Raw genomic sequence first — 13,534 nt, 5'->3', positions numbered from 1 at the left:
ACGCCCTACACGGGGTCGTAGGCCCGCTCGACCTTCTGCGTGCCGCTGCGGGTGCGGTACGAACGCTCCCACCTGGAGGTCGCGTTGAGGTCGGTGCGGTCGGACACCACGTAGTAGTCCATCTGCGCCCGGTCGGCGGTGATGTCCAGCACGCCGTAGCCGTGCCGGTCGGTGTCGACCCAGTGGACGTGCCGGTTGGCGGCCTCGATGAGCGGCGCGGCGACGGCGGAGACCGTGCCCTCGGGAACCTTGACGATGTCGTCGAGGTTGTCGGAGGTCACCGAGGTGATCACGAACTCGGTGGCCGCCGACGGCGACAGCGGGTAGGTGCCCGCGTCCACCGGCACGTCGTTGGCCCAGGACATGTGGATGTCACCGGTCAGGAAGACGGTGTTGGCGATGGCGTTCGTGCGCAGGTGGTCGAGGAGTTCACGCCGGTCGTGGGTGTAGCCGTCCCACTGGTCCGTGTTGATCCCGATGCCGTCCTGCGGCAGGTCGAGCAGCTTGGCGAGCGGCTTCAGCAGGTCGGCGGTGAGAGAACCGATGACGAAGGGCGCGATCATCACCGAGTTGCCGACCAGCCGCCACGTGGTGTCGGAAGCCTTCAAGCTGGCCTTCAGCCAGTCGAGTTGGGCGCGCCCGGTGATCGTCCGGTTCGGGTCGTCCACCGAGCCGCTGCCCGCCGACGCCTGCTGGGAGCGGAAGGAGCGCAGGTCCAGCAGGGACAGGTCGGCGAGCTTGCCGAAGCGCAGCCGCCGGTAGGTGGTGCCCTCGATCGCGGGGCGGACCGGCATCCACTCGAAGTAGGCCTGCTTGGCGGCGGCCTTGCGCGCGGTCCAGGTGCCCTCGGCGCCCTCGGTATGGTTGACCGCGCCGCCCGACCAGGCGTTGTCGGCGAACTCGTGGTCGTCCCAGATCGCGACGACCGGCGCCTTCAGATGCAGGGCCTGCAGGTCGGGGTCGGTCTTGTACCTGCCGTGCCGGGTGCGGTAGTCGGCGAGCGTGATGATCTCGCCCGCCGGCGCGTGCGGGCGGACGACCGTGCCGCGGGCCGCGTACTCGCCGGACTTGTACTCGTAGATGTAGTCGCCGAGGTGCAGCCAGGCGTCGAGGTCACCCCGGGCGGCGAGGTGGCGGTAGGGGGCGAAGTAGCCGCCCTCCCAGTTGGCGCAGGTGACCACGCCGAAGCGCAGCCCGGACACGGCCGCGTCCGCCGCCGGGGCGGTGCGGGTGCGGGCCACGGGGGAGTCGACGGCGCCGGCCGAGAAGCGGAACCAGTAGTCGGTCGCCGGCTGCAGACCGCGGACGTCGGCCTTCACGGTGTGGTCGGAGGCGGCGGTCGCCTTCACGGTGCCCTTGGCGACGACGCTGGTGAACGCCTTGTCCTTGGCGACGACCCAGCTCACCTCGGTGTCCGGGCCGATCCCGGAGCCGGGCACCGCCTGCGGGGTCGGGGTCACCCGGGTCCACAGCAGCACACCGTCGGGCAGCGGGTCGCCGGAGGCGACACCGTGCAGGAAGGCGGGAGCCTGGCCGGCGGCGCGCGCCGGAAGCGTGGCGGCGAGCGGCGCGGCCAGCACAGCGGTCGCCGCCGCGGCCTTGACGACCGTACGGCGGCGGGGCGAGAGGGAGGTGTGGCGCTCGGAGGCCGAAAATGATCTCTGTCGACTGGTCACGGGCGGTCATGTTACTGGCTGGTACACATGTGGGAGCGGGCCAACTCCCCCTGTTCGCCCGCTCTTCACGTGGAAGCCGGATTCCGCCGGGACGTCAGCCCTTCATGGCCGCGTCGAGCGCCTTGTTGAAGTCGGCCACGTTCATGGGCGGGTTCTTGCCGTCGGGGCCGGTCAGCGTCTTGCCGTCCATCTTCAGGGTCGGGGTGCCCGAGATGCCGTCCCGGTCGAAGATCTTGGACTCCTCCAGCGCCCACCTGTCGTAGGTGCCGTCCTTCACCGCCTTCTGGAACGCCGCGTTGCCCTTCAGGGCCGGGACCGTGTCGGCGATCTGGATCAGGTAGGAGTCGTCCTTGAACTTGTCGTCCTCCTCGTTGGGGTGCCACTTCGTCGAGTACATCGCGGACCTGTACTCGAGGAACGCCTCGGGGCTGACGTTGAGCGCGGCACCCAGGGCGCTGAGCGCGTTCTTGGAGCCCACGCCGGGCAGGTTCTTGTCGAGGAAGGTGGCGCCGACGTAGTGGAGCTTGATCTTGCCGTCGTCGATGTCCTTCTTCACCGTCGAGCCGACGGTCTCCTCGAACTGCGCGCAGATCGGGCAGCGCGGGTCCTCGTAGACGGTGAGGGTCTTCTTCGCGGTGCTCTTGCCGATGACGACGGTCGTGCCGTCCGAGCCCGAGGTGTTGGCCGGCTTCACGAGCGGCTGGGACTTCGCCGCGTCCCACCCGGTGGGCTTGTTGGCCTGGACGACGGCGTAGCCGATGCCGCCGGCCGCGGCCAGCACGGCCACGACCGAGGCGGCCACGATGACCTGCCGCTTGGCCTTGTCGCGCTTGGCCTGCCGCTCGCGCTCCTGGCGCAGCCGCTCGCGTGCCGCCGTCTTCGCCGCCTGGCTGTTCCGCTTGCTCATAGTGGTGATCTCCCTGTGGGACGCGCACATGCCGTACGCGGAATACGTGTGGGGGACTGGGTGTGCTCGGACGCCGCCGCGCACCGGCCGGTCAGGCGATGGCGAAGGCGGGCGGGCACGGCGGTCCACGCCGTCCCAGGGAGTGCACGAGAAGCCGGTCGCGGGCCGCGACCGGACGGGGAGCCGGCCGTGGCAGCCGGCGGGCCGGGGCCGGCCGTACGGTGGCGGAGGCCACCGCCAGCAGCAGCGGCCGGAAGGTGGTGGCGGTGACCGCGCGCAGCAGCTGCACCAGCGCCCGCTCGCCCCGGCGCAGCCAGGCGGCGGCGAGCAGCCCCACGCCGACGTGCGCGGCGAGCAGCAGCCACGCGGCCGCGGGGCTGGCGTGCGCGAACAGCGCGTCGGGGCGGCCGTGGGCGCCGGTCATCCGGGCCAGCGGGGTGCCGACGGCACCGCCCTGGCACAGCACGTCGAAGCCGAAGGCGCGCAGCGGGCCCGCGACCGGGCCGCCGGCCCGGCCGTAGCAGGCGTGCTGGCCCGTGGTGAACACCGTGTCGGCGGTCAGCTCCAGCGGGATCAGCAGGACCGCGATGCGGCCGAAGCCGCGCTCGCGGCCCGCGAGCGCGTACGCGGCGGCGAAGACGCCGGCGCAGACCGCCAGCACCGTCCCCGCCGGCAGCGGGGCCTGGGACAGCAGCACGTGCGACGCGGTGCTGAGCGTCACGACGAAGGCCGTGAACAGCGCCGCGCGCACGGCTCTGAGCTGGGTCCCGGATATGTCCATAGCGATTGAAGAGTCTGTCACGTACGTGAGTAAGGGACCCCTAAAGAGTGCCTGTGAGTGCGCGAAGGTTACAGCCCCGGAATGCGGCCGTTGCGGAACAGGTCGACGAAGATCTGGTGGTCGCCGCGCGCGCGTGCGCCGTAGCTGTGCGCGAAGTCCACCAGCAGGGGCGCGAAGCCCTCCTCGTCGGCCGCGAGCGCCGCGTCGATGGCCCGCTCGGTGGAGAACGGCACCAGGGACTCGCCGGACTGGTCGTCCGCCGCCGCGTGCATCGCCGCCGTGGCCCGGCCCAGGTCGGCGACCACCTGGGCGATCTCCTCCGGGTCGTCGATGTCGCTCCAGTCCAGGTCGACGGCGTACGGCGAGACCTCGGCGACCAGCTGGCCCGCGCCGTCCAGCTCGGTCCAGCCCAGCCACGGGTCGGCGTGCGCCTGGAGCGCGCGCTGGGAGATCACCGTGCGGTGGCCCTCGTGCTGGAAGTAGCCCGCGACGGCCGGATCCGTGATGTGCCGGGAGACGGCCGGGGTCTGGGCCTGCTTGACGTAGATCACGACGTCGTTCTCCAGGGCGTCGCTGTGGCCCTCCAGCAGGATGTTGTACGACGGCAGGCCGGCCGACCCTATGCCGATGCCCCGGCGGCCCACGACGTCCTTGACCCGGTAGGAGTCGGGCCGGGCCAGCGAGGCGTCCGGCAGGGTCTCCAGATAGCCGTCGAAGGCGGCCAGGACCTTGTAGCGGGTCGCGGCGTCCAGCTCGATCGAGCCGCCGTCCGGCGCGAAGCGGCGCTCGAAGTCGCGGATCTCGGTCATCGACTCCAGCAGCCCGAAGCGGGTCAGCGAGCGGGCCTCACGCAGCGCGTCGAGGAGCGGCCCCTCCGCCGTGTCCAGTGTGAACGGCGGCACCTCGTCGCTCTTGGCGCCTGTGGCCAGGGCGTGGATGCGCTCGCGGTACGCGCCCGCGTAGATCCGCACCAGCTCGGTGATCTGCTCGTCACCGAGTGCCTTCGCGTACCCGATCAGGGCGATCGAGGCCGAGAAGCGCTTCAGGTCCCAGGTGAAGGGGCCGACGTAGGCCTCGTCGAAGTCGTTGACGTTGAAGACCAGGCGGCCGCCCGCGTCCATGTACGTGCCGAAGTTCTCCGCGTGCAGGTCGCCGTGGATCCACACGCGCGAGGTGCGGTCGTCCAGGAACGGACCACCGCGCTTGTCCGCGTCCAGGTCGTGGTAGAAGAGGCACGCCGTGCCCCGGTAGAACGCGAACGCCGAGGCCGCCATCTTCCGGAACTTCACCCGGAACGCGGCCGGGTCGGCGGCCAGGAGCCGGCCGAAGGCGGTGTCGAAGACGGCGAGGATCTCCTCGCCGCGCTGCTCGTCGTTGAGCCGGTGGACCGACATCGCGGGGTGCCTCCTGGTGCAAGTGCCTGTACGACAGCGTCTCTGTCGTCTCCAACGGGCGACGCCACGGGGGAGTGCCCGGTTCCGTCCGAAGGTACGCACGGAACGGCCCATCCGTCTCGCGACCACCGCCCCTCATCGAGGCGCTGCGCGCCGCAGAAGTACTTCAGGTGTCAGTGGCGAGGCATAGACTTCCCGCTGACCCCAGAACTCTCCGTCCGCCCCATGCCGAGCGTTTCCGTTGGAGGCCATACCGTGTCAAAGCCGCCCTTCACGCACCTGCACGTCCACACCCAGTACTCGCTGCTGGACGGTGCCGCGCGGCTCAAGGACATGTTCAACGCCTGCAACGAGATGGGCATGACGCACATCGCCATGTCCGACCACGGCAACCTCCACGGGGCGTACGACTTCTTCCACTCCGCGAAGAAGGCCGGAGTCACCCCGATCATCGGGATCGAGGCGTATGTCGCCCCCGAGTCCCGGCGCAACAAGCGCAAGATCCAGTGGGGCCAGCCCCACCAGAAGCGGGACGACGTCTCGGGTTCCGGCGGTTACACCCACAAGACGATGTGGGCCGTGAACAACACGGGCCTGCACAACCTCTTCCGGCTCTCCTCGGACGCGTACGCCGAGGGCTGGCTCCAGAAGTGGCCCCGGATGGACAAGGAGACGATCTCCCAGTGGTCCGAGGGCATCGTCGCCTCCACCGGCTGCCCCTCCGGTGAGCTCCAGACCCGGCTGCGTCTCGGGCAGTACGACGAGGCGCTGAAGGCCGCCGCCGACTACCAGGACATCTTCGGCAAGGACCGCTACTTCCTGGAGCTGATGGACCACGGCATCGAGATCGAGCACCGGGTCCGCGACGGCCTCCTGGAGATCGGCAAGAAGCTCGGCATCCCCCCGCTGGTCACCAACGACTCGCACTACACGTACGCGCACGAGGCGACCGCCCACGACGCCCTGCTGTGCATCCAGACCGGCAAGAACCTCTCCGACCCGGACCGTTTCAAGTTCGACGGCACCGGCTACTACCTGAAGTCCACGGACGAGATGTACGCCATCGACTCCTCGGACGCCTGGCAGCAGGGATGCGCCAACACGCTCCTCGTCGCCGAGATGGTCGACACCACCGGCATGTTCGAGAAGCGCGACCTCATGCCGAAGTTCGACATCCCCGACGGCTACACCGAGGTCACCTGGTTCCAGGAGGAGGTCCGCCGGGGCATGGAGCGCCGCTTCCCCGGCGGCGTCCCGGAGGACCGGCAGAAGCAGGCCGAGTACGAGATGGACGTCATCATCCAGATGGGGTTCCCGGGCTACTTCCTCGTCGTCGCCGACTTCATCATGTGGGCCAAGAAGAACGGCATCGCGGTCGGCCCCGGCCGAGGCTCGGCGGCCGGCTCGATCGTCGCGTACGCCATGGGCATCACCGACCTCGACCCGATCCCGCACGGCCTGATCTTCGAGCGGTTCCTCAACCCCGAGCGCGTCTCCATGCCCGACGTCGACATCGACTTCGACGAGCGCAGGCGCGTCGAGGTGATCCGGTACGTGACGGAGAAGTACGGCGCCGACAAGGTGGCCATGATCGGCACCTACGGCAAGATCAAGGCGAAGAACGCCATCAAGGACTCCGCGCGCGTGCTGGGCTACCCGTACGCGATGGGCGACCGCCTCACCAAGGCGATGCCCGCCGACGTCCTCGGCAAGGGCATCGACCTCGACGGCATCACCAACCCCTCGCACCCGCGCTACAACGAGGCGGGCGAGATCCGGGGGATGTACGAGAACGAGCCGGACGTCAAGAAGGTCATCGACACCGCGAAGGGCGTCGAGGGCCTGGTGCGGCAGATGGGTGTGCACGCGGCCGGCGTGATCATGTCCAGCGAGCCCATCGTCGACCACGCCCCGATCTGGGTGCGGCACACGGACGGCGTGACCATCACGCAGTGGGACTACCCGCAGTGCGAGTCGCTCGGCCTGCTGAAGATGGACTTCCTCGGCCTGCGCAACCTGACGATCATGGACGACGCCGTCAAGATGGTGAAGTCCAACAAGGGCATCGACCTCGACCTGCTGGCCCTGCCGCTCGACGACCCGAAGACCTTCGAACTCCTCCAGCGCGGCGACACCCTGGGCGTCTTCCAGTTCGACGGCGGCCCCATGCGCTCGCTGCTGCGGCTGATGAAGCCCGACAACTTCGAAGACATCTCCGCCGTGTCGGCGCTCTACCGTCCGGGCCCGATGGGCATGGACTCGCACACGAACTACGCGCTCCGCAAGAACAAGCTCCAGGAGATCACCCCGATCCACAAGGAGCTGGAGGAGCCCCTCGAAGAGGTCCTCGCGGTCACCTACGGCCTGATCGTCTACCAGGAGCAGGTGCAGAAGGCCGCCCAGATCATCGCCGGGTACTCGCTCGGCGAGGCCGACATCCTGCGCCGCGTGATGGGCAAGAAGAAGCCCGAGGAGCTGGCGAAGAACTTCACCATCTTCCAGGCGGGCGCCCGCAAGAACGGCTACAGCGACGAGGCCATCCAGGCCCTGTGGGACGTGCTGGTCCCCTTCGCCGGATACGCGTTCAACAAGGCGCACTCCGCTGCGTACGGCCTGGTCTCGTACTGGACCGCCTACCTGAAGGCGAACCACCCCGCCGAGTACATGGCCGGGCTGCTCACGTCGGTCAAGGACGACAAGGACAAGTCGGCCGTCTACCTCAACGAGTGCCGCCGCATGGGCATCAAGGTGCTCCCGCCGAACGTCAACGAGTCGGTGCACAACTTCGCCGCCCAGGGCGACGACGTGATCCTCTTCGGCCTCGAAGCCGTGCGCAACGTCGGCACCAACGTGGTGGAATCGATCATCAGGAGCCGCAAGGCCAAGGGCAAGTACGGCTCCTTCCCCGACTACCTCGACAAGGTCGAGGCGGTCGCGTGCAACAAGCGCACCACGGAATCGCTGATCAAGGCGGGCGCGTTCGACTCCCTGGGGCACACCCGCAAGGGCCTGACCGCGCACTTCGACTCGATGATCGACAACGTGGTCGCGGTCAAACGCAAGGAGGCCGAGGGCCAGTTCGACCTCTTCGGCGGAATGGGCGAGGAGGAGAGCGACGAGCCCGGCTTCGGACTCGACGTGCAGTTCACCGACGAGGAGTGGGACAAGACCTATCTGCTCGCCCAGGAGCGGGAGATGCTCGGTCTCTACGTCTCCGACCACCCCCTCTTCGGTCTGGAGCACGTGCTCTCCGACAAGGCCGACGCCGGCATCGCCCAACTGACCGGCGGCGAGCACGCCGACGGCGCGGTGGTGACGATCGGCGGCATCATCTCGGGCCTCCAGCGCAAGATGACCAAGCAGGGCAACGCCTGGGCGATCGCCACCGTCGAGGACCTCGCCGGCTCCATCGAGTGCATGTTCTTCCCGGCGACGTACCAGCTGGTGTCGACCCAACTCGTCGAGGACGCCGTGGTGTTCGTCAAGGGCCGCCTCGACAAGCGCGAGGACGTGCCCCGGCTCGTCGCCATGGAGCTGATGGTCCCCGACCTGTCCAACGCGGGCGCCAACGCGCCGGTGATCCTCACCATCCCGGCCACCAGGGTCACTCCGCCCATGGTCAGCCGCCTCGGTGAGATCCTCAGCCACCACAAGGGCGACAGCGAGGTCCGGATCAAGCTCCAGGGCCCGCGCAAGACCACCGTGCTGCGCCTGGACCGGCACCGGGTCAAGCCCGATCCGGCGCTCTTCGGCGACCTGAAGGTGCTGCTCGGCCCGTCCTGCCTGGCGGGCTAGCGGCAGAGGCATACGCAGAGGCATACGAGGGGCGCACCCGTGGCGGGTGCGCCCCTCGTCGTGTGCCTGGGCTCAAGTGCCCTTTATGCAGATGTCAGTTGTGGCCGAACCGCTTCTGCTTGCCCTTGCGCGCCAGGTCCCCGGGCGTGATGTGGGAGAGGTGCTGCTCGGCCTGCGCCTCCATCGAGGACTTCTGGGCCTGCTCCTGCCCGCGCTCGGCCTGCGAGGCGCGCTGCTGACCTCGGTCCTGCTTCTTGTTCTTGGCCATGGTGATCTGCCTCCTGTGGGGGATCTAGGGGCCAGGGCCGGATTCAGATTCACATACGCCGACATTGCGCGCATGTCGGATAATTACCGTGTGTGACAGGGCGGGTGGGCGTGCGTGCACCCGAAACGCCACGCCGAAGATCCAGTTCCGTCCGTTAACCTCCGCGTGGTCGGGCAGACTCGAAGGAAGTCCCACAACCAAAGCCTCCGGGAAGAGGGTGAGTCGCGTGGACCGCTGCATCGTCCTGGTGGACGCCGGGTATCTGCTGGGCGCTGCCGCCAGCCTCCTCGCCGGAGAGCCCTCGCGATCCAGGATCACCGTCGACCACCCCGCGCTGATCCAGGCGCTGCGCGAGCGCGCGGAGGCCGAGACCGAACGCCCGCTGCTGCGCATCTACTGGTTCGACGGCGCCCCCGACCGCGTTCCCCAGCCCGAGCACCGCCGGCTGCGCGTCATGCCCCGGGTCACCGTCCGGCTCGGCGCCCTCACCCGCAGCGACGGACGCTGGGCGCAGAAGGGCGTGGACGCCGCCATGCACGCCGAGCTGACCGAGCTGGCCCGCAACCGCGCCTGCTCCGACGTCGTCCTCGTCACCGGCGACGGCGATCTGCTGCCCGGCATGATGGCCGCCAAGGAGCACGGCGTCGCCGTCCACCTGTGGGCCGTCCAGGCCGCCGACGGCGACTACAACCAGTCCGAGGACCTGGTCGCCGAGGCCGACGAACGGCGCGTGCTGGACCGGGCCTGGATCACCCAGGCCGTCCGCGCCAAGGAGCTGACCGGCGTCTGCGCCCCGCCGCCCGTGCCCCGCCCCGAGATCGCCGCGATCCTCTCCGCGCCGCTGCCCGAGTCCGCGCTCGCCGCCGCCGCCGAGCGCCCGGCCGAGCAGGGCGCTGCGCCGGCCGCCGCCGTGACGGGGGCCGGCCCCCAGGAGCGGGCCGTCGCCCCCAAGGGCGTGCCCACCCCCAAGGACCTCGCCGCCCTGCGCGCCCCCGGCACCCAGCCCGCCCAGCAGCCGGCGACCGCGACCCTGCGCTGGTCCTCCGACAAGGGCTGGGTGGACCGCCCGGGCGTGGTCTCCGAGCCGCCCGAGGCCGCCGCCATGCCGACGCTCGCCCAGCTCACCACCGCCGAGCAGCGCTGGGCCGACCGCGAGGAGGACATCACGACGGTCGGCGGCGACCCGTACGAGGTGGGCCAGGTCTTCGCCCGGCGCTGGATCTCCCGCCTCGGCGACCAGGGCCACCTGCAGAAGCTGTCGCAGATGTACCCGCGCGTCCCGCACCGCATCGACGGGGAGCTGCTGCGCTACGCCGCCCGGTTCGGGCTGCTCGCCCACAAGGACGACCAGATCGACGAGCACGACCGTTACGCCATTCGGGCGGGCTTCTGGCGGGAGATCGACGTGCCCGCGGGAACGGAACCGGCTCCCACCGGGGGACTGAACCCGGGCGGAACCCCCGTGGCTGGCCCCAAAGGCGAGTAAAGGCCCCGGACCCCGTACCCTCGTCCCTTGTGAACATGCGCGCCGTACAGGCCCCTCGGGAGGACGAGGTCGTACGCGTGCGCGGGCTCACCAAGACCTACCCGGCCGTCAAGGGGCGGCGCGGCACCCCCGGCACCCCGGAGGTGCGGGCCACCGACGGGGTCGAGCTGGGCGTCCGGCGCGGTGAGGTCTTCGGGCTGCTCGGGCCGAACGGCGCCGGCAAGTCCACCCTCGTACGGCAGCTCACCGGACTCATGCGGCCGGACGCCGGCAGCGTCGAGATCCTCGGCCACGACATCGTGCGACACCCCGAGCGCGCCGCGCGCCTGCTCGCCTACCTCGGCCAGGAGTCCTCCGCACTGGACGAGCTGACCGTCTCCCTCGCCGCCGAGACCACCGGAGTCCTGCGCGGCCTCGACGTACGGCGGGCGCGGGCCGAGCGGGACGCCGTGCTGGAGGAGCTGGGGCTCGCGCCGATCGCCGGGCGGGCGCTGAAGAAGCTGTCCGGCGGGCAGCGCCGGCTCGCCTGCTTCGCCGCCGCCCTCGTCGGCGAGCGCCCGCTGCTCGTGCTGGACGAGCCGACCACCGGCATGGACCCGGTGGCCCGGCGCGCGGTGTGGGCGGCCGTGGACCGGCGGCGTGCCGAGCGCGGCACGACCGTGCTGCTCGTCACCCACAACGTCATCGAGGCCGAGACCGTCCTGGACCGGGTCGCCGTCATCGACCGGGGCCGGGTCATCGCCTGCGACAGTCCGGCCGGGCTGAAGGAACAGGTCTCCGGCGAGGTGCGGGTCGAGCTGGTGTGGCGGGAACGGGCGCCGCTGGAGGTGCCCGAGGTCGCCGCCCTGCACGAGCGCGCGGCGGAGTCCGGCCGGCGCTGGACGCTGCGGCTCGCGCCCGAGGAGGCCCGGGCCGCCGTCGCCACCGTGACCGGCGGGGCCGCCTTCGCCGCGCTGGACGACTTCACCCTCGCCACGCCCAGCCTGGAGGACGTCTACCTGGCGCTCGGCGGTGCGGCCCGGCAGGGGCTGGTGAAGGCATGAGCGCACGGGCCGCGGATCGCGTATCGGTCGTAGAGGCGTACGCGTCGTACGCGGGGGACGAGTCGTGCGGGGTGTACGGGACGGCCGCAGGGAAGAGGAGCAGCTCGACGTGAGTGTCGTACCCGCCCAGGTTCTGCCGGGCGGTGTCCCGGCCGTGCCCGAGACGGCACGGGACACGGACGGACTCGGCCCGCCCGCGCGGCTGTGGCCGTCGCTGGCGGCCGTCTACCGGGCGCAGCTGTCCCGGGCCCGGGTGGCGCGGATCCCGCTGCTGTTCGTGGCGACCTTCCAGTCCGTCGGCATCGCGGTGATGATGCGCGGTGTCGTCGACAGCGGGACCGAGGCCCAGTCCGTGGTGGCCGGGTCGGCGGTGCTGGTCGTCGCGTACGTCGCGCTGAACCTGCTCTCCCAGTACTTCGGGCAGCTGCGGGCCAGCGGCGGCCTCGACCACTACGCCACGCTGCCGGTGCCGCCGGCCGCGGTGGTGCTCGGCGCGGCCGCCGCCTACGCCTCCTTCACGGTGCCGGGGACCCTGGTGACCGCCGTCTTCGGGTGCGCGTTGTTCGGGCTGCCGCTGTCCAACCTGTGGATCCTGCTCCTCGTGATCCCGCTCGCCGGGGCCGCGCTGTCCGGGCTCGGCGCCGCCTGCGGGCTGCTCGCGCCGCGGCCCGAACTGGCCACACTGCTCGGTCAGCTGGGCATGTCCGCGGCGCTGCTGCTCGGCGTGCTGCCGGCCGACCGGATGCCGGAGATCATCCGGCTGGCACGCGATCTGCTGCCGTCGACGTACGGCGTCGAGGCGTACGCCCGCACCTTCGACGGGCGTCCGGACTGGGCCGTCGTCCTCGCCGACCTGGGGGTGTGCGCCGGTGTCGGGGTGGTCTCCCTGGCCGTGGCGACCTGGGCGTACCGCCGGGCCGCCGTCCGGTGACGCGGCGCACAGCGCGACCTGGCACGATGTCAGGGTGACCGCACCGCTGACTCCGCCACCGCCGCCGCACGACGACTCCGCGCACCATGCCTGGCAGGTTCCGCCTGCCGGGGCGCCGGGTGCGGGCAGGTACGAAGAGGACGGGCCCGGAATGAAGACCGAGTTGCGGGAGGCCGCCGTTGTCACGGTGGCCGTGGCGCTGGGCGGGGTGCTGCTGGGGCTGCTGTGGTGGTGGCTGGCGCCGCACGTGCCGCTGGTCGGCGACGAGGTGGACAAGAGCTGGGTGGTCTACCTCAAGGACAGCGAGGGCGAGCAGGCGATCGGGGTGGACGGCACGTTCACCCTGCTGGCGCTGGGCTTCGGGCTGGTCAGCGGGCTCGCCGCGTTCCTGTGGCGGCGGCGCGGGGGCGTACCGGCCGTGGTGGGACTGGGCGTCGGCGCGCTGCTCGCGTCACTGCTGGCGTGGCGGCTCGGGGTGTGGCTCGGGCCCACGTCCGACGTGATCGCGCACGCGCAGCAGGTGGGGAAGGGAGTCACCTTCCCGGCGCCGCTGAAGCTGGGCGCGAAGGGCGCGCTGCTGGCCTGGCCGCTGGCCGCACTGGTCGTACACCTCGCTCTGACGGCGGCCTTCGGCCCCCGGGATCCGGAGCTCCCGTACCCGCCGGGACCGAGGACCGAGGACGCGTACGGGGCGCCGCCGGCGGCGTAGTCGGCCCCTTCCTCCCCGCTCGGCCGGCAGCGCTGCTCGTCAGCCCCGTCCGACCGGTGCCAGGACCGCGTCCGTCAGCTTCGCCAGATCCGCCGGTGCCAGCTCCACCTCCAGGCCCCTGCGGCCCGCCGAGACGCAGATGGTGGTGTGCGCCTCGGCCGAGTCGTCCAGGACCGTCCTGAGCCGTTTGCGCTGGCCCAGTGGGGAGATGCCGCCGCGGACGTAGCCCGTCGTGCGTTCCGCCAGGGCCGGGTCGGCCATGGCCGCACGCTTGCCGCCGACCGCCGCCGCCAGGGCCTTGAGGTCCAGGGAGCCGGAGACCGGGACCACGGCCACCGTCAGGGCGCCGTCGACGTCCGCGACCAGGGTCTTGAAGACGCGGTCGGGTGAGACGCCCATAGCCTCGGCCGCCTCCTCGCCGTAGGAGGGGTGGGCCGGGTCGTGGTCGTAGGCGTGGACCGTGAAGTCCACGCCGGCCGATGTCAGCGCGACCGTCGCGGGCGTTCCCGCGGACTGCTGCTTCCTCTGCTTCTTCGCCATCCGG

General features: G+C 71.0%; 11 protein-coding genes. 5 read left to right on the top strand and 6 right to left on the bottom strand.

Annotated elements, in window-relative coordinates; all coding sequences use genetic code 11:
• Positions 1-5 precede the first annotated feature (5 nt).
• The 4 genes from BIV23_RS22935 to BIV23_RS22920 form a co-directional block, all read right to left on the bottom strand.
• Entirely contained in the window at positions 6-1,676 is a 1,671-nt protein-coding gene (locus tag BIV23_RS22935) for an alkaline phosphatase D family protein (protein WP_071382802.1), read from the bottom strand.
• A gap of 94 nt (positions 1,677-1,770) precedes the next feature.
• Entirely contained in the window at positions 1,771-2,583 is an 813-nt protein-coding gene (locus tag BIV23_RS22930) for a DsbA family protein (protein WP_071382801.1), read from the bottom strand.
• Between the two features lie 91 nt (positions 2,584-2,674).
• A complete protein-coding gene (locus tag BIV23_RS22925) occupies positions 2,675-3,364 on the bottom strand; it encodes a hypothetical protein (protein ID WP_071382800.1) in 690 nt (229 codons plus the stop codon).
• Positions 3,365-3,432: 68 nt separating this feature from the next.
• Entirely contained in the window at positions 3,433-4,758 is a 1,326-nt protein-coding gene (locus tag BIV23_RS22920; RefSeq protein ID WP_071382799.1) for a DUF2252 domain-containing protein, read from the bottom strand.
• 255 nt (positions 4,759-5,013) lie between these two features.
• Between BIV23_RS22920 and dnaE the strand changes: the two genes are divergently transcribed.
• Positions 5,014-8,553: a DNA polymerase III subunit alpha gene (gene dnaE, locus BIV23_RS22915; RefSeq protein WP_071382798.1), complete on the top strand. Its 3,540-nt coding sequence runs from the start codon at positions 5,014-5,016 to the stop codon at positions 8,551-8,553.
• A gap of 94 nt (positions 8,554-8,647) precedes the next feature.
• On the opposite strand, the gene BIV23_RS50455 is transcribed toward dnaE, so the two are convergent.
• Complete coding sequence (locus tag BIV23_RS50455) at positions 8,648-8,821, bottom strand: hypothetical protein (protein WP_177240001.1); 174 nt, start codon at positions 8,819-8,821, stop codon at positions 8,648-8,650.
• Positions 8,822-9,047: 226 nt separating this feature from the next.
• On the opposite strand from BIV23_RS50455, the gene BIV23_RS22910 reads away from it, so the two are divergent.
• The 4 genes from BIV23_RS22910 (at position 9,048) to BIV23_RS22895 (ending at position 12,990) form a co-directional block, all read left to right on the top strand.
• Positions 9,048-10,307 (top strand): NYN domain-containing protein, encoded by a 1,260-nt coding sequence (locus BIV23_RS22910; RefSeq protein WP_071382797.1) that lies wholly within the window; start codon positions 9,048-9,050, stop codon positions 10,305-10,307.
• A 35-nt stretch (positions 10,308-10,342) separates the two neighbouring features.
• Positions 10,343-11,350 (top strand): ABC transporter ATP-binding protein, encoded by a 1,008-nt coding sequence (locus BIV23_RS22905; RefSeq protein WP_071382796.1) that lies wholly within the window; start codon positions 10,343-10,345, stop codon positions 11,348-11,350.
• 109 nt (positions 11,351-11,459) lie between these two features.
• The gene (locus BIV23_RS22900) at positions 11,460-12,281 is read left to right on the top strand and encodes an ABC transporter permease (protein WP_071382913.1); all 822 of its coding nucleotides are present in this window, start codon (positions 11,460-11,462) and stop codon (positions 12,279-12,281) included.
• A 34-nt stretch (positions 12,282-12,315) separates the two neighbouring features.
• Positions 12,316-12,990 carry an AAA family ATPase gene (locus BIV23_RS22895; protein WP_071382795.1) on the top strand — a complete coding sequence of 225 codons (675 nt, stop codon included), beginning with the start codon at positions 12,316-12,318 and terminating at the stop codon, positions 12,988-12,990.
• Between the two features lie 39 nt (positions 12,991-13,029).
• Here the strand turns inward: BIV23_RS22895 and ybaK are convergent, their stop codons facing one another.
• Positions 13,030-13,530 (bottom strand): Cys-tRNA(Pro) deacylase, encoded by a 501-nt coding sequence (gene ybaK, locus BIV23_RS22890; protein ID WP_071382794.1) that lies wholly within the window; start codon positions 13,528-13,530, stop codon positions 13,030-13,032.
• Positions 13,531-13,534: the final 4 nt, after the last annotated feature.

Origin of the sequence: Streptomyces monashensis (assembly GCF_001866665.1) — a bacterium.
Classification (GTDB): Bacteria; Actinomycetota; Actinomycetes; order Streptomycetales; family Streptomycetaceae; genus Streptomyces; species Streptomyces monashensis.
This window is presented reverse-complemented; position numbering and strand designations above follow the sequence as displayed.